The sequence below is a fragment of the Zeaxanthinibacter sp. PT1 genome, from assembly GCF_028464225.1.
Lineage (GTDB): Bacteria > Bacteroidota > Bacteroidia > Flavobacteriales > Flavobacteriaceae > Zeaxanthinibacter.
In genome coordinates this window covers 1575827-1598388 of sequence record NZ_JAQPCN010000001.1, presented here as the reverse complement: position 1 = coordinate 1598388, position 22562 = coordinate 1575827, and the positions used below count along the sequence as shown (strand labels likewise).

The 22562-nt window shown below is 44.5% G+C and carries 23 protein-coding genes; 12 read left to right on the top strand and 11 right to left on the bottom strand.

Features of this window, described 5'->3' with window-relative positions:
• Position 1 precedes the first annotated feature (1 nt).
• Together lipB and PP178_RS06990 are read right to left on the bottom strand one after the other, a co-directional pair.
• Positions 2 to 718: a lipoyl(octanoyl) transferase LipB gene (gene lipB, locus PP178_RS06995; RefSeq protein ID WP_272593591.1), complete on the bottom strand. Its 717-nt coding sequence runs from the start codon at positions 716 to 718 to the stop codon at positions 2 to 4.
• 33 nt (positions 719 to 751) lie between these two features.
• A complete protein-coding gene (locus PP178_RS06990) occupies positions 752 to 910 on the bottom strand; it encodes a YqaE/Pmp3 family membrane protein (RefSeq protein WP_133643408.1) in 159 nt (52 codons plus the stop codon).
• A gap of 173 nt (positions 911 to 1083) precedes the next feature.
• Here PP178_RS06990 and lysS point away from each other — a divergent pair, with 173 nt between their 5' ends.
• The 3 genes from lysS (at position 1084) to PP178_RS06975 (ending at position 5796) form a co-directional block, all read left to right on the top strand.
• The gene (gene lysS, locus PP178_RS06985; protein ID WP_272593590.1) at positions 1084 to 2775 is read left to right on the top strand and encodes a lysine--tRNA ligase; all 1692 of its coding nucleotides are present in this window, start codon (positions 1084 to 1086) and stop codon (positions 2773 to 2775) included.
• Between the two features lie 128 nt (positions 2776 to 2903).
• Positions 2904 to 4307 (top strand): PKD domain-containing protein, encoded by a 1404-nt coding sequence (locus PP178_RS06980; RefSeq protein ID WP_272593589.1) that lies wholly within the window; start codon positions 2904 to 2906, stop codon positions 4305 to 4307.
• A gap of 58 nt (positions 4308 to 4365) precedes the next feature.
• The gene (locus PP178_RS06975; RefSeq protein ID WP_272593588.1) at positions 4366 to 5796 is read left to right on the top strand and encodes an SLC13 family permease; all 1431 of its coding nucleotides are present in this window, start codon (positions 4366 to 4368) and stop codon (positions 5794 to 5796) included.
• Between the two features lie 67 nt (positions 5797 to 5863).
• On the opposite strand, the gene PP178_RS06970 is transcribed toward PP178_RS06975, so the two are convergent.
• Positions 5864 to 6364, bottom strand: coding sequence for a hypothetical protein (locus tag PP178_RS06970; protein ID WP_272593587.1), 501 nt, complete (start codon positions 6362 to 6364; stop codon positions 5864 to 5866).
• 301 nt (positions 6365 to 6665) lie between these two features.
• Between PP178_RS06970 and PP178_RS06965 the strand changes: the two genes are divergently transcribed.
• Positions 6666 to 6842, top strand: a complete 177-nt coding sequence (locus PP178_RS06965) for a hypothetical protein (RefSeq protein ID WP_272593586.1) — start codon at positions 6666 to 6668, stop codon at positions 6840 to 6842.
• A gap of 84 nt (positions 6843 to 6926) precedes the next feature.
• On the opposite strand, the gene hemL is transcribed toward PP178_RS06965, so the two are convergent.
• From hemL to PP178_RS06945, 4 genes are read right to left on the bottom strand one after another with little or no spacing between them, the layout of a single operon-like run.
• The gene (gene hemL, locus PP178_RS06960; RefSeq protein WP_272593585.1) at positions 6927 to 8213 is read right to left on the bottom strand and encodes a glutamate-1-semialdehyde 2,1-aminomutase; all 1287 of its coding nucleotides are present in this window, start codon (positions 8211 to 8213) and stop codon (positions 6927 to 6929) included.
• Position 8214: 1 nt separating this feature from the next.
• The gene (locus PP178_RS06955) at positions 8215 to 9054 is read right to left on the bottom strand and encodes a glucosaminidase domain-containing protein (protein ID WP_272593584.1); all 840 of its coding nucleotides are present in this window, start codon (positions 9052 to 9054) and stop codon (positions 8215 to 8217) included.
• A complete protein-coding gene (locus tag PP178_RS06950) occupies positions 9045 to 9968 on the bottom strand; it encodes a 1-aminocyclopropane-1-carboxylate deaminase/D-cysteine desulfhydrase (protein WP_272593583.1) in 924 nt (307 codons plus the stop codon). The genes PP178_RS06955 and PP178_RS06950 overlap by 10 nt, the downstream gene beginning before the upstream one ends.
• Before the next feature lie 4 nt (positions 9969 to 9972).
• Complete coding sequence (locus PP178_RS06945) at positions 9973 to 10296, bottom strand: hypothetical protein (RefSeq protein WP_272593582.1); 324 nt, start codon at positions 10294 to 10296, stop codon at positions 9973 to 9975.
• A 179-nt stretch (positions 10297 to 10475) separates the two neighbouring features.
• Between PP178_RS06945 and PP178_RS06940 the strand changes: the two genes are divergently transcribed.
• From PP178_RS06940 to PP178_RS06930, 3 genes are all read left to right on the top strand, one after another.
• On the top strand, positions 10476 to 10634 hold the full coding sequence (locus PP178_RS06940; RefSeq protein WP_272593581.1) for a DUF5522 domain-containing protein: 159 nt from the start codon (positions 10476 to 10478) through the stop codon (positions 10632 to 10634).
• Positions 10635 to 10695: 61 nt separating this feature from the next.
• Complete coding sequence (locus PP178_RS06935) at positions 10696 to 11280, top strand: DUF4136 domain-containing protein (protein ID WP_272593580.1); 585 nt, start codon at positions 10696 to 10698, stop codon at positions 11278 to 11280.
• Between the two features lie 59 nt (positions 11281 to 11339).
• Entirely contained in the window at positions 11340 to 13091 is a 1752-nt protein-coding gene (locus tag PP178_RS06930) for an aromatic amino acid hydroxylase (protein WP_272593579.1), read from the top strand.
• 4 nt (positions 13092 to 13095) lie between these two features.
• On the opposite strand, the gene PP178_RS06925 is transcribed toward PP178_RS06930, so the two are convergent.
• The gene (locus PP178_RS06925) at positions 13096 to 14031 is read right to left on the bottom strand and encodes a GSCFA domain-containing protein (protein ID WP_272593578.1); all 936 of its coding nucleotides are present in this window, start codon (positions 14029 to 14031) and stop codon (positions 13096 to 13098) included.
• Position 14032: 1 nt separating this feature from the next.
• On the bottom strand, positions 14033 to 16648 hold the full coding sequence (alaS, locus tag PP178_RS06920; protein ID WP_272593577.1) for an alanine--tRNA ligase: 2616 nt from the start codon (positions 16646 to 16648) through the stop codon (positions 14033 to 14035).
• 103 nt (positions 16649 to 16751) lie between these two features.
• On the opposite strand from alaS, the gene PP178_RS06915 reads away from it, so the two are divergent.
• Genes PP178_RS06915 through PP178_RS06895 form a run of 5 tightly spaced genes read left to right on the top strand, consistent with a single transcriptional unit; the run spans position 16752 to position 19890 of the window.
• Positions 16752 to 17729 (top strand): M23 family metallopeptidase, encoded by a 978-nt coding sequence (locus tag PP178_RS06915; protein ID WP_272593576.1) that lies wholly within the window; start codon positions 16752 to 16754, stop codon positions 17727 to 17729.
• Positions 17729 to 18058, top strand: a complete 330-nt coding sequence (locus PP178_RS06910) for a MerR family transcriptional regulator (RefSeq protein WP_272593575.1) — start codon at positions 17729 to 17731, stop codon at positions 18056 to 18058. The genes PP178_RS06915 and PP178_RS06910 overlap by 1 nt, the downstream gene beginning before the upstream one ends.
• An 11-nt stretch (positions 18059 to 18069) precedes the next feature.
• The gene (locus tag PP178_RS06905; RefSeq protein ID WP_272593574.1) at positions 18070 to 18669 is read left to right on the top strand and encodes a LemA family protein; all 600 of its coding nucleotides are present in this window, start codon (positions 18070 to 18072) and stop codon (positions 18667 to 18669) included.
• A gap of 2 nt (positions 18670 to 18671) precedes the next feature.
• Positions 18672 to 19112 (top strand): TPM domain-containing protein, encoded by a 441-nt coding sequence (locus PP178_RS06900; protein ID WP_272593573.1) that lies wholly within the window; start codon positions 18672 to 18674, stop codon positions 19110 to 19112.
• Positions 19093 to 19890 carry a TPM domain-containing protein gene (locus PP178_RS06895; RefSeq protein ID WP_272593572.1) on the top strand — a complete coding sequence of 266 codons (798 nt, stop codon included), beginning with the start codon at positions 19093 to 19095 and terminating at the stop codon, positions 19888 to 19890. The genes PP178_RS06900 and PP178_RS06895 overlap by 20 nt, the downstream gene beginning before the upstream one ends.
• 318 nt (positions 19891 to 20208) lie before the next feature.
• Here the strand turns inward: PP178_RS06895 and der are convergent, their stop codons facing one another.
• Both der and PP178_RS06885 read right to left on the bottom strand, forming a co-directional pair.
• Positions 20209 to 21510, bottom strand: a complete 1302-nt coding sequence (gene der / locus PP178_RS06890) for a ribosome biogenesis GTPase Der (RefSeq protein ID WP_272593571.1) — start codon at positions 21508 to 21510, stop codon at positions 20209 to 20211.
• Positions 21511 to 21630: 120 nt separating this feature from the next.
• Positions 21631 to 22341 (bottom strand): acetyltransferase, encoded by a 711-nt coding sequence (locus PP178_RS06885; RefSeq protein WP_272593570.1) that lies wholly within the window; start codon positions 22339 to 22341, stop codon positions 21631 to 21633.
• Positions 22342 to 22562 lie beyond the last annotated feature (221 nt).

The window sequence follows — 22562 nt, the reverse complement described above, 5'->3', positions numbered from 1 at the left end:
ATCAGGTTGCCGCAGCATCCCGCTCTAATTCCGCTTCAAATAATGCTTTAAAATGGAAAAGTAATTTTTCCTTCACTTCCTCCATGGGTATTTCTGCCCGTCCGAGCTCTGCATTCAGGGAAGTTACTGCCTTATCCTTTATACCACAGGGAATCATAAGGTCAAAATACCCAAGGTTTGCATTTACATTCAGGGCAAATCCATGCATAGTAACCCATCGGCTCGCTCTCACCCCCATAGCGCAGATTTTTCGGGCAAAGGGAGTTCCAACATCCAGCCAGACTCCGGTTTCACCTTCAGACCTGGTCGCCTTAAGGCCATAATCCGTTAATGTCCTGATCACCATTTCCTCGAGAAAACGCAGGTATTTATGTATATCCGTAAAGAAGTTGTCGAGATCCAGGATGGGATAACCAACGATCTGACCCGGGCCGTGATAGGTTATATCTCCACCCCGGTTGATTTTATAGAATTTAGCGTTGTGCTCCTTTAACTGCTGTTCATCGACCAGGAGATTGGACATATCTCCGCTCTTTCCCAGTGTAAACACGTGCGGATGTTCTACGAAAAGAAAATAATTGGGTGTAGATACTTCGGTATTGTTTCTCCTATTCGCAATCTTGAGATCAACGATCTTTTGAAACAACTCTTCCTGGTAATCCCAGGTTTCCTTATAGTCTTTAAGTCCTAATTCCTCAACGGTTATCCGCTTGTTCATACTAAATACTCTTCAGATAGTGCAAAGGTACGACTATCCGTTGGGATTATTCAGGATGACCAGGGCCGCGATCACACCTGGAACCCAGCCACACAGGGTGAGAAGAAATACGATTAGGATAGAACCGCAACCCCTGCCAATTACAGAAAGGGGAGGAAATAGAATAGCGAGAAGAACGCGCCAAAAACTCATAAATTTTGATTTGATTATCCCGGGAGGGATTGATTGATGACAACTGTATGACGATTAAATATGGCTTTTGTTACACCCCAATTTCAAACTTTATCCACTTCAACGAACATTCGACTGCCCGGCATTGAAAGATTTGGGCTAAGTCGCTATATTTGCAGACTTAATTCGCGCTTATGCAACTGTCCGAACAAGAAGTTATTAGAAGGGAGAAATTATCCAAATTGCGGGAGGCCGGGATCAACCCATACCCTGCTGCATTATACCCGGTAGACCATACGTCTGAAAGTATCCGGAAAAACTACGAAGAAGGCAAACACGTAACAGTTGCGGGCAGGCTGATGTCCAGGCGTATACAGGGTAAAGCCTCCTTCGCCGAATTACAGGACAGTACCGGTCGGATACAGGTTTACTTTAACCGCGATGAGATTTGTACCGGAGATGATAAAACCCTGTACAATGACGTATACAAGAAACTATTAGACATTGGTGATATCATCGGGGTGGAGGGTGAGTTATTCACGACCCAGGTTGGAGAAAAAACCATCCTCGTCAAGGGATTTACTTTACTCAGTAAAGCCCTTCGTCCCCTACCCCTTCCTAAAAAGGATGCGGAAGGTAATACCTACGATAAATTCAATGATCCGGAACAACGATATCGCCAGCGCTATGTAGACCTTGCGGTTAATCCATCCGTCAAGGACACTTTTATAAAAAGGACCAAGATAACCAACAGTATCCGTGATTTCTTTAACCAGAGAGGATACCTGGAAGTGGAGACACCAATCTTGCAACCCATCCCAGGGGGCGCCGCGGCCAGGCCATTCCTTACCCATCACAACGCACTCAACATCCCATTATACCTCAGGATAGCGAACGAATTATACCTGAAAAGACTGATCGTTGGAGGGTTTGACGGCGTCTACGAATTCTCCAAGGATTTCCGAAATGAAGGAATGGACAGGACCCACAACCCGGAATTTACGGTAATGGAACTGTATGTGGCCTACAAGGATTACCTGTGGATGATGGAAACCACGGAACAATTATTAGAAAAAGTTGCTGTCGATGCCACGGGAGGCACCAAAATTACTGTAGGGAATAAGGAGATCGAGTTTAAAGCTCCTTACCCTAGGGTACCTATCCTTGAAGCGATCAGGCAGCACACAGGATACGATGTAGCAGGTTTAAATGAATCTGAACTTCGCGAAGTTGCTAAAAAGCTGGATGTAGAAGCAGATGACAGTATGGGTATCGGGAAACTCATCGATGAAATATTCGGGGAGCATTGCGAAAAACATTACATACAACCCACCTTTATAACAGATTACCCCAAGGAGATGAGTCCGCTCACCAAGGAACACAGGGACAACCCTGCGCTAACCGAGCGTTTTGAATTGATGGTAAATGGTAAGGAGCTCGCTAATGCGTACTCAGAGTTGAATGATCCCATCGATCAGCGAAAAAGATTTGAAGAACAGCTTAAATTATCCGAAAAAGGAGATGATGAGGCCATGTTCATCGACCAGGATTTTCTGCGAGCCCTGGAATATGGGATGCCACCTACCTCCGGGATAGGAATCGGGATAGACAGGCTTGTGATGCTGCTGACCAATAATTCATCCATACAGGAAGTATTATTCTTCCCGCAAATGCGCCCGGAGAAAAAACCACTGCAGCTCAGTGATAATGAAAAAGTAATCCTGGATATATTAAAATCGGAAGGAAAGATGTCACTGGAGGCACTAAAAGAAAAGGCCGGGCTCAGCAACAAGGCTTGGGATAAAGGCCTCAAAGGCCTGAATAAGCACGGGCTCACCAAGGTTTCCAAGGAGGAAGATGAGCTTGTGGTCAGCCTGCAGTCCTGATACCCGGCATAGGCATTTTTTAAGTTTGGGTGAATTTATAGGCGCCCGGATTACCGCTTGTCGAAAATTTTAAATATAATCGTTCCATTTAGCGTTTTAGAGTAATAGATCCCAAATCTGCTACCCTTATGAAACGCTACTCATTGCTAATGGCAACGGTTGTACTATTGTACTCCTGCAGCATGGACAAAGAGACGGAATTGTCTCCGGAGCCACCTTTGTTGGGGGAAACCGAGCTTCGCGCCTGCTTCCAGCTTTCTCAGAACAGCATTATGGCCGGAGCCTCCTTGACTATTACGAATTGCTCAGAGGGTGCACAGTCCTACCTGTATGATTTTGGAAATGGGATGACTAGCACCGAAAATCAACCCACTATATTTTACGAAGAAGCCGGGAGCTACGAACTGAGTCTTACGGTTTCAGGGGAAGGGAATACTTCGGATACCTTCAGCACCACTATACAGGTTGTTGGTCCTAATTTCGTTTATCCAGAGGTTCCGCAAGGGTATACTGCTAATCCTATAGATTTTGGGTTAGATAGCCATACCGGAAGTTTATATGCTATAACAGTCCTTAAAGACGAAGGGGGATTAGAAGGAAATAAATTCTATTATCACTCCCTGGGTTCCTCTATGATGGAGGATGCACATTACCTCGGAGATCAAACTTACGAAGGGAATAATGCCTTTAGCTGGTTTCTCCAGGGCGGTGTTCGTGGATTTCATTTTTCAAGAACCTTGAACGGTTTTTATGGATCCCGGGAAGTTAATTACGATGCTGATTGGAACCTGTCTGGTCAGCTGAATTCTGCCGACCAGGTAAGCTATGGTTACCTTGCTGATAACGGCAACCTCTTATTCTATGGTTCAATTAAAGATGGCGCATTAAATAAAGCCGCTATTGACATGCGGAATGCTATGGGAGATTCATTTAAGCGGATTCTGCACCAGGTCGGCGAGAATGATTCACATATCGGGAATTTGATCAAGACAGAAAACGGTTACGTGGCATTTGGCGGGAGTTTTATAAAGAATGACAGCAAGCCCTTTATCGCCGATTATAGCCCCACACTAATATTCCTGGATGAGGCTTTAGAATTAATCAGCTATAAAATCTATGATAATTCTATGCTTACCGAGAAGATTATTTCCACTGCAGATCTGAACGGCGCATTTGATATGGCCCGTTTATCCAACGGAAATTACGTGCTCTATGGTCTGGGGGAACTATTGGTTACAGATAGCTCTGGTAATATCATCAGATCACATTTTTACGAGAATACCCTCAACAACCAGGGACTGGTCAGTTTAAGGGATACATTCATCATTTCCAGTGATCGGTTCTTGCGAAAATTTAACGCCCAGGGTGATCAACTTATATCCCTTCAGTATCCCGGCAAACAAGTACCTTCTTTTATCGAAAAAGAAGGTAAACTGTATTTAGTTGCAAAATATGCCAGCCCGGAGGGTGATCAACTTCTTTACGGAGCCCTTGATCACGACCTGAATACGGTGGCATGGGAACCATGGTAGCCTAATTATTATTTTATTTACTAAGGGAAAAAAACTAGTTTAGGACCAAACTTTAATTATGGCCCTCAGCAAAAAAATAGGTCTCCTGTTGGGGCCTGCTCTTTTCTTCCTGATCCTGATGCTACCCTTTGACCTGGTTTCTGATTCCGGGGACCGGGTGATAGCCGTAGCTCTGTGGATGATCACCTGGTGGATAACAGAGTCAGTTTCAATCTCCGTCACAGCCCTTTTACCACTATTTCTTTTTCCCCTACTGAAGATAATGCCTATAGGCGAAGTTGGCGCTAACTACGGTAGCCCTATCATCTTCCTTTTCTTTGGTGGGTTTGTACTAGCTCTGGCTCTGGAAAAGGTGAATCTGCATAAACGGATCGCCTTAAACATCATCAGGATCACAGGAACAACCCCAAACAGGGTGGTTCTCGGTTTTATGATCGCGACTGCTGCCCTAAGCATGTGGATCAGCAACACCGCCAGTACAGTGGTCATGTTACCGATTGCTTTATCGGTGATAAAATTATTGATTAATGATGCCGATGGGTTTACAAAAGACGATCAGAATTTTGCATTAAGTGTTATGCTCGGAATTGCCTTTTCGGCTAACGCCGGTGGTATTGCCACGGTTATCGGCACACCTCCTAACTCTGTCTTGATCGGCCTTTTAGAAAATGAATATAATATCCAGATCTCTTTCTTAAAATGGATGACTCTCGGACTGCCGTTTTCTATAGTATTGCTAACCATCTGTTACCTGGTCCTTGTTAAATGGATGTTTCCTAACAAGCAACTGAAATTTGACGCTTCCCATGAAGTGATACAGGACGAGTTAGAAAAACTCGGCCCCACTACTGGTAAAGAAAAAATGGTGTTGAGCATTTTCGGGCTTACCGTATTCCTCTGGATTTTCCGTACCGTTATCAACGGGATTTTCCCATGGCTCGAACTTTCAGATACTTTGATCAGCATGATGGGCGCTATCTCGCTGTTTGCTATTCCCTTTAATTATAAAAAAGGAGATTTTATACTGGGTTGGCAGGATACCGAGAAGTTGGCTTGGGGGATCCTGATCTTGTTCGGAGGAGGATTGGCTCTTGCCAACGGCATGTCTGTAAGCGGGATCGTCGATATGGTATCAGCAGCCATTGCGACTAGCAATGTCAGTATTCTGGTTACCGCGGCCATGTTGATCTTCCTGATGCTTTTTATGACAGAGCTGATGAGCAATGTAGCTTTGGTAGCGGTATTAGCACCTGTTGTTGCGGGTATAGCTATAGGCTTAAATATACCAATGCTTCACCTCTTAATTCCGGTCACTATTGCGAGTAGCTGTGCATTTATGCTTCCTATGGCTACCCCACCCAACGCCATTGTTTTTGCCAGCGGGTATATACAGGTGCACCAAATGGCACGGGTTGGTATTATTCTTAACCTTATTGCCGTTGTGCTCCTGGTAATGCTTTTTGAATGGGTGATTCCATTGATGTTCTAAAATGAAAAAACCTCCCCGAAGGGAGGTCCGCTAATTCAAGATCATAACATTTGGGGCTGTTTCTTTCCTAAAAGGATGAAACCGTTGTGTTGGATATTTTACCAGTGGCACACTTTATCCCCCTGACTGTGATTCTGATCGGTTCGCTATACGGCGCATAAGGATCGAAGCCTACTGGCAGGAATAAGCTGGTATCGATTTCAGGATCCAGGTCTTGCTCTTCATCCTCAATAAAAGATACACTCATTGGATCTGCAGGTGCACTGTAAGGATCAAAATTTTCGGGCAGGTACAGACTGGTATCAAAGCCCAGATCAATATCTTCTTCCTCCTCGATAAAAATGATCTCGCTAAGATCAGGTTCGCGATATTCTGCTACTGAAAGTCCCCTTTCCAGCCCCCATGGGTTCTCGTTTTCCCTCCACGTTTCCACGAGGGCCTGGTGTGTGATTAGGAAAGAGGTAGTTACTATTTCCACATCGGATTCAGATGTGTTGTTGATTGGGTCGTGCGGTGTGGAATTACTGCCCAGCAGTAAAAGGCCACTAAATAATAGGATGAGGTTCATTTTTTGATTGTTTAATGATGAATGGTTTTATACTTAAATAGACTAGTAACGAACCGGATTGTTACAATTTTAGGTTTAGTTTAACAACATAAGTCGACTAGTATCAGGAAGTAAGGAGACCAACACAGCTTTAAATCGTGAATTTCACCGATGAAATGCAGGCTGTTTCCGGTGTGAACGAAGGTTGTTTAACTTTTACCACAACTTTTAGATAGTTAACAGCAAAATGCAGTGGGTTCACAACATACTGCCGGTCTGTGTATTTCAAGACCCTATCTTAGTTGTATTAAAACCCCAAATTATGTCCTACAAAATCAAAAGCCTGCTCTACTTTGTTTGTTTCCTGGCAGCCATTGGCATCTACGAACTGACAGAACCTGAACCTACTCGGGAAGATGTCATTGCAGATGCTGTAAAAAATGCTGAGGCCGAAGAACTCACACCTGAAGCAGTGGTCCAACTGGAATTTGTACAATGATTTAAGGAACTTAAATTTGGTTCTGAAAGACAAGGGCGCGGTTATTCCGCGCCCTTGTTGTTATAAGTATTCCTGGAATAAAAACTATAAACTGTCTATAGTCTCAGCGAATGCCGTAAGAACATGGTCCAAGTCATCCATGCTAATGGCATCATTGAGAAAATAACTTTCAAATGCACTGGGAGGAAGGTATACCCCCCTGTTCAGCATTCCGTGGAAATATTTATTGAACAGATCGTGATCACATGCCGCTGCACTGGCAAAATCGATCACCTCTTGTTCAGAAAAATGCAGTGAAATCATAGAACCAAAACGGTTGATCCGGTACGGAACCCCTTTTTTATCCAGTATGGGCTTCATTCCCTCCTGTAGATACGTTGCCTTATCCTCAAGGCTTGTAAATACTGCCGGGTTTTCATTTAAAGCCTTCAGCATGGCAAATCCTGCACTCATCGCCAATGGATTACCACTGAGTGTACCGGCCTGGTACACGGGTCCGCTTGGCGCCAGGTGATCCATGATTTCTGCCCTGGCAGCAAAAGCACCTACTGGGAGTCCGCCACCGATGACTTTGCCAAAGGTCACGATATCGGCTAGTGTCCCCAGCACTTCCTGGGCACCTCCTTTTGCCAGGCGGAACCCTGTCATCACTTCATCAAAAATAAGCAGTATTCCTTCTTTGTCACAAAGTGAACGGAGTCCACTTATAAAACCCTCTTTAGGGGGGATGCACCCCATGTTTCCGGCTACCGGCTCCAGGATAATGGCTGCAATCTCACCTTGATTGGCTTTAACCAACTCTTCTACTTGTGATAGGTCGTTATAAGAGGCCAGCAGCGTATCTTTCGCAGTTCCTTTGGTTACCCCCGGACTGTTCGGGCTACCAAATGTAACCGCTCCACTACCTGCCTGGATCAGAAATGCATCGGCATGGCCATGGTAGCAACCGGCAAATTTTATAATTTTCTCCTTCTTGGTAAAACCCCGTGCTAGGCGTACGGCACTCATACAAGCCTCCGTCCCACTATTCACAAAACGTATCTTGTCTATCCCGGGAACCATGGAAACCGCCAGTTTAGCGATCCGGGTCTCCAATTCTGTGGGCATCCCGAAGGATGTTCCTTTTTTTGCACTCTCGATAAGTGCATCGAGTACAGGCTGGTAGGCATGGCCAAATATAAGTGGGCCCCAGGAAGCGATGAAGTCTATATACTTATTACCATCTTCATCATAGAAATAAGCGCCTTTGGCTTCTTTTACAAAGACCGGGTTCCCTCCCACTGCCTTGAATGCTCTTACGGGCGAATTGACTCCGCCGGGTATATATTGCTGCGCCTCTTTAAAAAGGGCGCTGCTTCGTTGATATCTCATATTATTGTCTGCTATGTTCTGAGCGGATCTTTAGAACCTGGCCTATCGCCAGCTTGTGATCCTTCAGGTTATTAAGCTCCATAAGATCTGGAACAGATATAAAATATTTCCTCGATAGGGAGTATAGAGTATCTCCTTTTTGTACGGTGTGACGGGAATAAAAAACCGCCTTAGGTTCTCTCTTCACACTGTAACCATCCTGTAATACTTCCTGGTCGTATTTATATAATTGGTATCGCTCTATGAAGTCGATCAGCTTTTGAGGATAACGCCGGTCTGTAGCGTATCCCGCTGCGCGAAGACCGTGAGCCCAACCTTTGTAATCATCTCTTCGCAAGTCAAATAAGGAGGCATACCTGGCCCTGGTAGATAAAAAAATACTGTGATCCCTGAAGGAATACATCGGGTGGTTGTATTTCCTGAAACATTCCCCTTTCTCATCATCGTCATGTGATTCATAGGCGCCATTCCACCCTGTATGGCACTTAATCCCAAAATGATTATTGGTTTTACGGGTGAGTTCGCCCTGTCCGTATCCACTCTCCAGTATACCCTGCGCTAAGGTGATACTAGCCGGAATACCATAGGCTTTCATCTCAAATTGAGCGATCTCGGAAAAGGTTTTGATATAATCCTGGATATCAGTTATAGCGATTGAAACAAATTTGCCATCGTCCACTGGCATAGGGTAATCACTCTTTTCTTCGACCGAAGGATTTTTAATGCTGGCTTGCTCCGTAACAGTACGTTCGGGTTTTTTGTAGGTGGTACGCTTCTTGGAACCACAACTGGACAAGAAGACAAGTAAAACCATCACAAGCACTAATGATCTTATAGACATAGTGTAGGCAGATTCTTTTTCATCAGTTTTTCATTCATTCCTGCAATTCCCTGTAAGCCCCCGGTATGTATGGCCAATATCTTACTCCCCCTGGGGAAATCCCCCTTGCTGACCTTGTCCAGGATTCCATACATCATTTTCCCGGTATAAACAGGATCAAGCGGAATTCCGGTTTGTTCCCTGAAGTCGTTAATAAAATGGATGAGCTCTTTATTTATTTTGGCATACCCGCCAAAGTGGTAATCTTCTTCCAGGCACCAATTTGGGTTCCGGGCAAAGTTACAAATATCTTTATTTAAAAAAGAACCCTTCAGAGCGGGAAAACCAATGACCTGCTGATGTTTAAACGATGCATTTATCAGCCCGGCAAGGGTTCCCCCGGTTCCGGCACTGCTGCAGATATACCCGTAATGTTCATCCTCCGAACTTAATATTTCCTCACAGCCTCTAACCGCGAGACTATTGGTTCCACCTTCCGGCAGCAAATAAAAATCACCATAGCGCTGCTCCATGGCCTGCAGGAATTCCGGGCTGTTCTTCTGCCTGTACTTTTCACGGCTGATAAATTCCAGGGCCATGCCATTTTTAGCAGCAAGTGTAAGTGTTGGGTTCTGATCTGTTTTTACAGACAGTTCTTCTCCCCTGATAATTCCAATGGTCCTGAAATCATATTCACGACCCACACATGCAGTGGCAGCAATATGGTTAGAATAGGCGCCGCCAAAAGTCAGTAAAGTAGTCACTCCCCTTTCCTTGGCCTCAATAAGGTTATATTTCAGCTTGCGGTATTTATTTCCCGAAATCAGCGGGTGAATAAGATCTTCCCGCCGGATATCCAAGACGACGTCTGCGTCTTCCAATACCGAAAGTTCAACACTCTGTGTAGTCACTATAATAGGAAAGCTAAGGCCCATCGCCTCAAAGATATTTAATAAATGTAAAGGGTTTCCGAGTTTTCAGATAGTCCAGGTTCGTTTCATTATGGTACGCCTCCTTTTCAAAGCTCAGATTTTTATAAGCATTGTAGGCATTGCGATAATACAGCAAACGAATTAACCACTCGGTGAAGTAAAAAAGGTAAAAAGGGATAATCAGTAATTCGCGTTGCTGCCTCAAATGGATCTTTTCATGGTTAATGAGTACCGAATCTGCTCGTAAGGCATCAGCCTTGAGTATGATCAGCGGCCATAGGGACAGGCCTACATAATTCTTGAGAAAGATTGGTCTGAATACCACGATCATGAAATACTTCCTTTTTAGGTTATATAAAGTTACAGGTATAATGCCAAACTAGCTGCAAATCCATGTTTTGGAGCAAGATTTAACGTTAAATCGTTAATTCTGACTTACAATCACTACATATGGGCACAAACATCTTTCAATTGATAATTCCGTAATTTTGTATCTTAAAACATATCCCCATGAAGAAATCCATCCCTGCCGAGGAAGGAGATTACTACCTTACCAAAGAAGGATACAGGGTTTTCACAGCACAGTATCTGCTAAAGAGAGGTTATTGTTGTGAAAGCGGCTGCAGGCACTGTCCTTATGGCTATGACGCGAAAACGAACAGCTACTAAAATTAGGTTTTCGGCATGGTATTTGTGACTTTTTAACAATACGTTCTTTAAAAAAAATACTATGAAAAAAATTAAACTAATTGGACTTCCGGTACTGCTATTGCTGGTAGTCAGCGCCTGTGTTTCTGTTCGTGTAGCCACTGATTATGATACCAAGGCCGATTTTAACACCTACAAAAGCTATGCCTTCTATAAGACAGGCATAGACCAGGCAGAGATCTCTGATCTTGACAAAAAGCGCATCCTGAGAGCCATTGAATCGGAAATGAACGCCAGGGGATTCATTAAATCACAGGAACCGGATATCCTGGTAAGTATCTTTACCAGGGAGAAAGAAAGAGTAGACGTTTACAACAACAGGTTTGGCCTTGGATGGGGCTGGGGCTGGGGTTGGGGCTGGGGTGCCTGGAATCCTTACGGTTTCTATGGCTGGCCCGGGTACGGAGGCTACAACGTCTCTACGCGAACCGAAGGCTCATTATTTATAGACCTGATCGATGCCAGGACCAAAGAACTCGTATGGCAAGGTCGCGGTATAGGCTCTTTGAACTATTCAGGCAATATTGAAAAGAAAGAAGCGAGGATTAAGGAATTTGTCAGTGAGATACTATCAGAATATCCTCCAAATACTGTTGCTGCCAATTAAAAATTCACCGCCCCTTTCGGGCGGTTTTTTGTATCTTTACAAGAGAAAATTTTGAACGAATGTCGTACGAGAGTAATCCTATTCTGGACAAGTTACCCAAGCATTTAAAGCAATATATAAAGCCACAACATTACGATTCCTATACGGCCGTAGACCAGGCAGTATGGCGATATGTGATGCGTAAAAACGTGGACTACCTGAGCAAGGTTGCTCATTCCTCTTACCTGGACGGCCTGAAGAAAACCGGGATCAGTATAGATCATATACCCAACATGTATGGGATGAACCGTATTCTAAAGGAGATCGGTTGGGCCGCTGTTGCCGTAGATGGCTTTATACCTCCATCAGCGTTTATGGAATTCCAGGCTTACAATGTACTGGTGATTGCCTCAGACATAAGACAACTTAACCACATAGAATACACCCCTGCCCCGGACATTATCCATGAGGGAGCCGGGCATGCCCCCATTATTGCAAACCCGGAGTATTCCGAATACCTGAGGCGTTTTGGTGAAATTGGCAGTAAGGCCATATCCAGCGCAAGGGACTATGAGCTTTACGAAGCGGTACGGCACTTATCAATCATTAAAGAAGCCGAAGACACTCCCGAAGATGAGATAGAGAAGGCCGAAAAGCACATAGAATACTTACAGGAAAACATGGGGGAACCCAGTGAAATGGCCCTTATCCGTAACCTGCACTGGTGGACAGTAGAATACGGCCTGATCGGCAGTATAGATGACCCCAAGATCTACGGGGCGGGATTGCTCTCTTCCATAGGCGAGAGCGCCTGGTGTATGACTGAGAAAGTAAAAAAAATACCGTATTCCATCGAGGCAGCACAGACATCCTTTGATATCACTAAACCACAACCGCAATTATTTGTCACTCCGGACTTTGCCTACCTCAGCCAGGTACTGGAAGAATTTGCGAATACCATGGCGCTGAGAAAAGGAGGATTAGAAGCTGTCCGAAAATTAATCCATTCCGAAGCTTTAGGCACGGTGGAGCTCAATACAGGTTTGCAGATTTCAGGAGTATTTAAAGAAGTCATCGCTCATGAAGGTAACCCGGTTTATGTGCAAGCAGTTGGGCCTGCAGCATTAGCATTCAGAGACAGGGAATTGGTAGGCCACAGCACACGCCACCACAGCTCCGGATTCGGTACGCCTATAGGAAAATTAAAAGGAATTAATCTCCCGATAGAAGATATGAGTCCTGTAGACCTCAAGGCCTACAATATTTACGAAGGAGAAACCGTAAAATTGGAATTTGAAGGTGGTGTTACCATAGAAGGTGAAATAGTCACCGGCACCAGGAACCTTAAAGGAGAAATTATCCTGATCACCTTCCGTAATTGCAAAGTCAACCATGAAGAGAAAGTGATCTTCGCCTCCAATGAGAACCTATACAGTATGGCTGTAGGTGAGAGAATTGTATCAGCCTACAATGGGCCTGCAGATCTGCAAAGTTTTGATCTGATCACCCACGAAATCTCCCAGACTCCGCCCAAAGATAATCGGTCCCCTGAACGTAAAAAGCTCGCATCACTGTACGAGCAGATACGTCATTTCCGGGAAGGAATTAACACGACGGTTTCCAGGAACAAGGTATTCAAGGAACTGGTTTCGCACTATCCAAAAGATTGGTTACTCTCCGTTGAACTTTACGAGCTTGCCGTTGAAAGTAATAACCAGGAGTTTGCTGAAGAAATAGCAGCTCATCTCAACAAGGTAAAAGAAGAAAATCCCAATCTCGGTCACCTGATCGATGACGGTTTAGCATTGGTAGACCAGTCCCTGGTCCGGTAAATGCCTAAAATTTCATGAACGGGTACGAGTCCCTGAGAACCATGATTTTCTGTTCCAGGGAGGAAAGGAAAGCACGATGGGTCTGTGAATCAGGATTGAACGGCCGATGGGCCATACCCTTCCTGATAGCCATTACCTGCTCCATAATTGGATAGGCGTCTGCCGCTATTGAGCTCACCCTGAAGCGCTCCCATATATAATTAATAGCGATTTCGTTAGGATGCACCATGTCTGCCGTGTAAAACCGATAGTCCCTCAATTCATCCATCATCAATTCGTAAGAAGGGAAATACGAAACCCCTTTCAGCTGGTGCACTGACGATATCAACTGGGCTTTACTTCGTTGGTTCTCAACAAAACCGTCCCTGAGGTGCCTTACCGGTGAGACGGTGAAGGTGAGATGAATGCGGGAATTTCTTTTTCGCAACAATTGACTTAATTGATCCAGGTAGCCTGTGATTACCGCCTGGGTTAGCAGTTCTTTTTGAAATTCGCGTTGGGGCACCTTATGGCAATTGGCGACTAGCTTCCCAGTTCTTTTGTACCTATAGACCCATGAAGTACCCAACGTGATCAAGATATGGGTGGCTTTTTGGAGATAGGATGCCGTGTCGTCCAGGCCTTGGTTCAGGTTTTGCAAAAGTGCTTCCTTATCCGGGTTGCTGAGGTCTGAATGCACCGCAAAGCAATGCCATCGCTCATTGAGTTTAAAGAGTTCTTCTCCGGTGAAATAATCCCGTTCCAGGGACCTTCTTACCAGTTCATAAATCGCCTGGGGCTGGTAAATGATACCAAATGGATTACGCAGGTTCCGGAATTGGAAGTATTCAAGTTTACTACCCATATGTTCCGCGAAACAGGAACCCAGTACAAGCACCCTGGATCGGTAATCGATCGGATTGCCCGAACTACTTATCGGCACCATGGTCAGAAGTTCCATATCAGTTGATATACTGCTTAGCCGCCTTAAGGGCTTCTTCTATTCCCCCGGGGTTTTTCCCGCCTGCAGTCGCAAAGAACGGCTGTCCGCCACCCCCTCCTTGGATATACTTGCCCAATTCACGAACAATGGTCCCGGCATTAAGTCCTTTTTCCTCAACCAGAGATTTAGATATATAGCATGAAAGAATTGCTTTCCCTCCCTGATCAGAAGCCAGTAAGAGGAAAAGGTTACTTTCTTTACTTCCGATTTCAAAAGAAAGATCCTTAATCCCCCCTGCATCCAGATCTACTTTCTGGGCAAGGAAACGAATTCCATTGTGATCCTCCAGTTCACTTATCAATTCGGACTTTAAGTTCTTGGCCTTATCTTTTAGCAGCTCGCTGATCTGTTTTTTAAGCTGGCTGTTCTCCTCCTGGAGAGATGCCACAGCTTTAATAGCATCCTTAGGGCCTTTGAGCATGTTCTTTATCTCTGACAGTGTTTCGTTATTCTCCTGGTAATACGATTTAACCGCATCAGAGGTGATAGCTTCAATACGTCTTATACCTGCAGCTATTGCTCCCTCCGAAGTGATTTTAAAATGCCAGATGTCTCCGGTATTGGCCACGTGAGTTCCACCACATAATTCGATCGACTGTCCAAAACGGACTGTCCGTACAGAATCCCCGTATTTTTCGCCGAATAATGCTATGGCTCCTTCTTCAAGAGCCTTATCCATAGGGATACTTCGCTCCTCTTTCAGGGGCAGTTGTTCGGATATCCTGGCATTGACAAATTGTTCTATCTGCCGAATCTCCTCCTCGCTTAATTTGCTGTAATGTGAAAAATCAAATCTCAGGTATTTTGAATGAACGGCAGAACCTTTTTGTTCCACATGAGTTCCCAATATGTCTCTTAAAGCCTGGTGTAACAGGTGCGTAGCGCTGTGGTTCCGGGCTGTTCGTTTTCTTTGATTCTTGTCAACCACGGCCTTTAATATGGCAGAGGTATCTCCGGGAAGAGATTCAGCGAAATGGACGATCTCGTTATTTTCTCGTTTGGTGTCAAGGATATAAATCACATCGCCATTGGGGAGTTCTAAGTAACCCTTGTCACCTACCTGCCCACCACCTTCAGGATAAAATGGCGTAAGATTGAATACCAGCTGGTATTGCTCCCCTTCTTTCTTGGAAACCACCTTACGATATTTCACCAATTTCACGTTGGATTCCAGGGTGTCATAGCCCACAAATTCCTGCTCCTTATCACTTAGTAGGGTGGTCCAGTCCCCGGTAGAAACTTCGGAGGCTTTTTTAGACCGATTCTTCTGCTCCTTCATCGCAGCTTCAAAACCGGAAACATCTAACTGATATCCTTTTTCTTCTAGGATCAAGGCTGTCAGATCAATCGGAAATCCGAAAGTATCGTATAACTCAAAAGCTTTACGGCCGTCCAGCATCTTACCCTCCATACCCGAGATCATACTATCCAGGAGTACTAAACCCTGTTCTAAGGTGCGTAAAAACGCCTGCTCTTCTTCCTGGACAACGTTCTCTATTAATTGCTTTTGACTCTTAAGTTCCGGGTATGCTTCTCCCATCTGGTCCGAAAGAACTTTAACGAGTTTATACATAAAGGGTGTACTTGTACCTAAGTAGGTAAATCCATACCGTATAGCCCTCCTAAGTATCCTGCGTATTACATAACCCGCACCAGTATTACTGGGAAGTTGACCGTCCGCTATGGCAAAGGCTACTGCCCTGATATGATCTGCAATAACCCGGATAGCAATATCAACATCCTCTTTCTCCTGGTATTCAGAATTGGTGATGGTTTCAATTTCTCGAATAAGGGGCATAAATACGTCTGTATCGTAATTAGATTGCTTCCCTTGCAATACCATGCACAGGCGTTCAAAGCCCATCCCCGTATCCACATGTTTCTCGGGAAGTGGTTCCAGCTTTCCATCCGCTTTCCTGTTGTATTGAATGAACACCAGGTTCCATATTTCCACTACCAATGGATGGTCCTGGTTAACCAATGAGGCCCCGGACACCTTCTTCCGCTCTTCTGAAGAGCGAAGGTCTACATGGATTTCTGAGCAAGGGCCACAAGGACCCTGGTCGCCCATTTCCCAAAAATTGTCCTTCTTATCCCCCATCAGGATACGATCTTCGGGCACAATATTTTTCCAAAGCTCATAAGCCTCCTGGTCCAGGGATAGCTGATCCGCATCTCCACTGCCTTCAAAAACCGAAATATACAGGCGATCCTTGTCTATAGCGTAAACTTCTGTAAGTAATTCCCAGGCCCACTCTATAGCTTCTTTCTTAAAGTAATCACCAAAACTCCAGTTCCCGAGCATCTCGAACATCGTATGGTGATAGGTATCTTTACCAACCTCTTCCAGATCGTTGTGTTTACCACTCACCCTGAGGCACTTCTGTGTATCCGTCACCCTGCTGTTAGCAGGTGTATTTATCCCAAGAAAAAACTCTTTAAATTGGTTCATCCCGGCATTGGTGAACATCAGCGTGGGATCGTCCTTCATAACCATTGGGGCCGAGGGCACGATCTTGTGTTTTTTATCCTGAAAAAAATTTAAAAAGGTAGAACGGATATCCTTGGAATTCATATAAAAAGGCAAGGTTTTACTAATTTTAGCGCTTTGTGCGAAACAATTTTTATATTTGTTAAACGCACCCAACAGAGGCACAAAAATAGGATAAAATCCATACATGTCTAAGGTAAAATATTATTACGATCCGGATACTCTTTCGTATCGGAAGATAGAACCCAAAAAATCCAGAAAATACCGGAATATATTCCTGTTTATCCTCGCTTCTGCGATCTTCGGATTCTTTGGATTGATGATTCTGCTCAACACTAATTTGTTTAACACTCCCCGTGAGCTTTCATTGGCCAGGGAGGTGAAGAATTACGAATTACAGTTTGAACTTATCAACAAGAAGCTGGAACAGATGGAGCAGGTACTCGCCAACATCGAAGACAGGGATAATAATATTTACCGATTATATTTTGAAGCAAACCCCATCCCCCCGGAACAACGCCGAGCAGGTTTTGGAGGGGTGAACCGGTACAAATCCCTCGAGGGATTCAATAATTCGGAAATGATCATTGCCACGGCTAAGCGTGTGGATATCATCCAGAAACAGATGGCCATACAATCCAGATCATTGGACGAAGTAACAAAACTTGCTGCAGAAAAAGAGAAACTGCTGGCAGCCATTCCTGCCATCCAACCCATAAACAATGAAGAACTTACTCGCATGGCCTCAGGATACGGATGGCGATCAGACCCATTTACCAAGGCCAGGAAGATGCACTGGGGGATGGATTTTACAGCACCTAAAGGAACTCCTATCTATGCCTCCGGGGATGGAAAGGTAATCAGGGCTGATAACAATTCCTCGGGCTATGGTAAACATATCCGGATAGATCATGGTTATGGATATATGACGCTCTATGGGCATCTTAGCCGCTACAATGTTAAAAAATGGCAGCGTGTAAAACGAGGAGATCTTATAGGCTTTGTCGGTAGTACAGGGAGGTCAGAAGCACCCCATTTACATTACGAAGTATGGAAAGACGAAGAGCGCATTAACCCGATCAATTTCTATTATGGCAGTTTGACCGCCGAAGAGTTTGAGAATATGCTGAAATTTGCCAACCAAGAAAATCAATCCCTGGATTAATGCACATAGAACTGCCTGAAAAACGATATTACGGCATAGGCGAAGTAGCAAAGGCCTTTGATGTAAACACCTCCCTGATCCGATTCTGGGAAAAGGAGTTTGATGTGCTTAAACCCAAAAAAAACGCCAAGGGTAATCGGAAATTCACCCCCCAGGACATCAAAAATTTACAATTGATTTACCACTTGGTCAAAGAGCGCGGCTTCACCCTCGAGGGTGCCAAAACTCACTTAAAAGAAGAACGAAAAAAAACACTATCCAACTTTGAGATTATCCAGAAACTGGAACGGATCAAGGCAGAACTGGAGAAGATCAAAAACCAACTTTAAATACAGCTAACATGAAAAAATGGATTATTCCTGTAATTATTATTGCGGTGATCGCAATAGGCTTATATCAATGGGCAGTAGGATTCAATAACACAGCGGTTAAGTACGAAGAGAATGCTAAGACCAAATGGTCTAACGTAGAAAGTTCGTACCAACGGAGGAATGACCTTATCGGCAACCTCGTTAAAACTGTACAGGGCGCAGCCGATTTTGAAAGAGGAACTCTTACTGATGTTATAGAAGCACGTGCCAAAGCTACTTCTACCAACATCAACGCCGATAATCTTACCCCGGAAAATATGGCCGCTTTTCAACAGGCACAGACCGGGCTTTCTTCAGCGCTTTCGCGCTTGTTAGTAACAGTGGAGCGCTACCCGGAACTTAAAGCTAACCAGAATTTCTTGGAACTCCAGGCTCAGTTAGAAGGTACAGAGAACCGTATTAATGTAGCTCGTGATCGCTACAATGAAGAAGTGAATACCTATAACATTCATATCAGGAAATTCCCTAATTCCATACTTGCCGGTGTATTTGATTTTGAGAAAATGAGTAGGTACCAGGCAGACCCAGGATCGGAGAACGCCCCGGATGTAGAATTTGAATTCGAGTAAACATGCACGACGAGGTAGAGGAATTCCTGTCACCCGAGGAGGAACAAGCGATTGTGCAGGCCATATTGCAGGCAGAACAGAAAACTTCGGGAGAAATTCGCGTGCACCTGGAACCTCACACGGATCAGGACCATTTTGAACGTGCCAAGGAAATCTTTCACAGCCTTAAAATGGACAACACCCGGGAAAGGAACGGAGTGCTTATATACGTAGCCGTGGCCGATCATAAATTTGTTATTCTTGGGGATAAAGGTATAGACCAGATGGTACCCGAGGATTTCTGGGAAAGCACAAGGGATATTATACAACAACACTTTAAAAAAGGAGCATTCCGGGACGGCCTCGTGGCAGGCATCCTGAATGCTGGGCAAGAACTGAAGGCTCATTTCCCTTATGATCCTGATAATCGCAACGAACTTACTAATGAAGTATCTAAAGGCTAGTTTACTCTTCTTATTCCTACTTTCCCTGAACCATGTACAGGGACAGTTTGAAATCCCGGAGAAACCGGCCTTAGAAACCAGCGTCTATGATTATGTAGACCTGTTGCCGGAAAGCCAGGAAAAGGTATTAGAACAAAAGCTGATCCGGTATTCTGACACCACTTCTACCCAGATTGTGATCGTTATCATCAGCAGTACGCAAGGGGAAAACATAAACTACCTGGGCGCCCAATGGGGCCAGGAATGGGGCATTGGCCAGGCGGATGAAGATAACGGTATCCTGGTATTACTCGCCAGGGACGATCGGCGTATTGCCATTAATACCGGCTATGGCACCGAAGGACGAATCACTGACGCCTTATCCAAACGCATTATCGAACAGGTGATTATTCCCCGTTTTAAGCAGGGAGACTACTATTCCGGTTTAGACCGGGGTGCAGATGCCATTTTTTCGGCCCTTCAGGGCGAATTCCAGGGAGAACCTCAGCGTGAAGGTCGCAAAAACGGTTTTCCACTTGGTGCTATCCTGCCTTTTATCATCTTTATCATCATCATCATTATTCTAGCCAACCGTAATAAACGCGGTGGTGGCGGCTCCGGGGGACGAAGGCGTGGACCAGATATCTGGGATATGATTATCCTGAGTAATATGGGCCGCGGAGAATATCGCGGTGGTTCAGGCAGAGGCTTTGGCAGTGGCGGAGGTTTTGGTGGTGGTTTCGGAGGAGGCTTCGGCGGCGGTGGATTTGGTGGCGGAGGAGCTTCGGGAGGCTGGTAGAATTCTTTAATTGCACAAAGAATAAATTCTCCCTGCTTGATTTCTGCAGCGTTATGAATGATATTATTGCCGGGGAGGGGGCTTGTCCCCATCGGTGAGAGCCTGGACTAATATAAATTGCCAGAAAATACTTTTTTACTCTGCTTGATTCCTGCAGTGAACATGACGATCTTATGGCCGGGGAGGGGGCTTGTCCCCATCCAGAAAAGCGCTACATAGTTCCACACCGGTAACTTAGCTAGAATACATACTCCGGCTTACACTTCTGTTGTAACGTGAATTAAGAAAAGTGAATGTGGCCAAAGCTATCCCTTGCTCCTATTTCTTTCTCATGAAAATGGTTATGGGCACACCCTTGAAGTCAAATTGCTCTCTCAGCTTATTCTCCAAGAATCGTTTATAAGGATCCCTTACATACTGGGGAAGGTTACAAAAGAATGCGAATTGCGGGTAAGGAGTTGGTAATTGTGTACAGAATTTAATTTTCACATACTTGCCCTTGTATGCTGGCGGTGGAGTACGCTCAATGATCGGCAGCATGGTGTCATTCAACTTACGAGTAGGAATCCGCTTGCTCCTGTTTTGGAAGACTTCAACTGCAGTTTCCATCGCTTTGTATAACCGCTGTTTGGTTAGGGCTGAAATAAAAAGAATGGGCACATCTGTAAAAGGCTCTATTCGTTGTTTTATCATGCGGGTATACTCCTTTACGGAATGCGTGTCCTTATCGACCAGGTCCCATTTATTGACCAAGATCACGATACCCTTATTATTTCTTTGAGCCAACCAGAAGATGTTTTCCACCTGTCCGTCAAAGCCCCTGGTAGCGTCCAGTAACAATAAGCATACATCACTGTATTCTATGGAGCGAACCGCTCTCATAACCGAATAAAACTCCAGGTCTTCCCTGACCTTAGCTTTACGCCTGATTCCGGCCGTATCCACCAGGTAGAAATCGAACCCGAATTGGTTGTATTTCGTATCTATACTGTCTCGGGTTGTTCCTGCTATGTCCGTTACAATGTTCCGCTCCTCTCCTATCAGCGCATTGACAAATGAGGACTTCCCTGCATTTGGGCGCCCTACGACAGCAAACCTGGGAAGATCATCCGCTGGAAGTTCTCCTTCGGGAAGAACTTTGACCAGTGCATCCAGTAATTCACCGGTTCCACTACCATTAATGCTGGAAATTGTATAGTATTCCCCTAGCCCGAGAGAATAAAATTCAACAGCATCTTCATTCCTCTGGGCGTTATCCACTTTATTGATTACCAAGAAAATAGGCTTATCCACTTTTCGAAGTAATTTGGCCACTTCCTCATCCATTCCGGTCACACCGGTTTCAACATCCACCATAAATAATATGGCATCTGCCTCGTCTATAGCAAGGTTAACCTGTTGATCAATCGCTTCTTCAAACACGTCGTCGCTACCTACAACATAACCCCCGGTATCGATCAGTGAAAATTCTTTACCGTTCCAGTCACTTTTTCCATAGTGGCGATCACGGGTCACTCCGCTGGTAGCGTCAACGATAGCCTCCCTGCGTTGTAACATCCGGTTAAAGAAAGTTGACTTCCCTACATTTGGTCGTCCTACAATGGCAACAATAGCACCCATATTATTCAATTAGGCTGCAAAGGTAGTATTAAAGAAGGAGAAAAAAATGAGAATCATCCCTATTAAAGAGAGATAAGAATAAATTAAGTCCTGGAAACCAACGAAAAAGACAAATGATAATTAATAATTATTAAAAAAAAGGGGCGAAGATTTTCTTATTTTACTTCCAGCCAGATAAGGTTCCCCGACTGTTCTGTTTCTAATAATTTTTGCCGGGGATCCATAGGCTACCACGTAACCCGGTATATTATTAACTAGTAGTGAACCTGCACCAATTACGGTATGATCTCCAATTATAATACTTTCAATCACATTAGTACCCAGCCCGATTACCGAAAATTGACCGAGCTCTAAATTTCCACCAGTACACACCATTGGAGCCAGGCTGGAGTAATCTTTCATTAAACCATCATGATCTAAGGAAGAGTTCGTGTTTAAAATACAGAAGTCCCCTATTATGGAATTGGCATTCACCGTGGTGCCGGGCATTATGACTGTCCCCTGTCCAATGCAAACACTTCTTCCTATAATTGTCCTGGGATGGACGACATTGATAAAATTAAAATCGGATACAACAGAAAGAATTTTATCGACCATGATTTTACGGGTCCAGTTATCACCAATCGCTACAATACCCCCTTTTATATTGTAACGGTCCTTCAGATAGGGAAGATCACGCTCTGACCCCAATATTTCGTAGCCATTAAATTTGCGGCCTTCTTTCTTAAAGGAATCCACAAATCCGACTACATTGTATTTACCTTGTTGCTCAATACAATCCAACACGACACTTCCGTGACCAGAAGCTCCAAAGATGACAACATTTTTCATGGATTCGGGGGGATTTAAAACCATTCATCGATAAAATACACACTTTATCGAATTAATCAAATGTATATCATTCCCCGTAAAATGAGTGAAAATTGAAGCGCTTTATAAGAACAAAACGTATCTCTAATGGCGAGAAATAGGAGTCCCTGATTAGGATAAACACTACAAGGTTATATAAACGTTTAATTAAAATACAATGGCCTAATCTATCAGAACGCCGT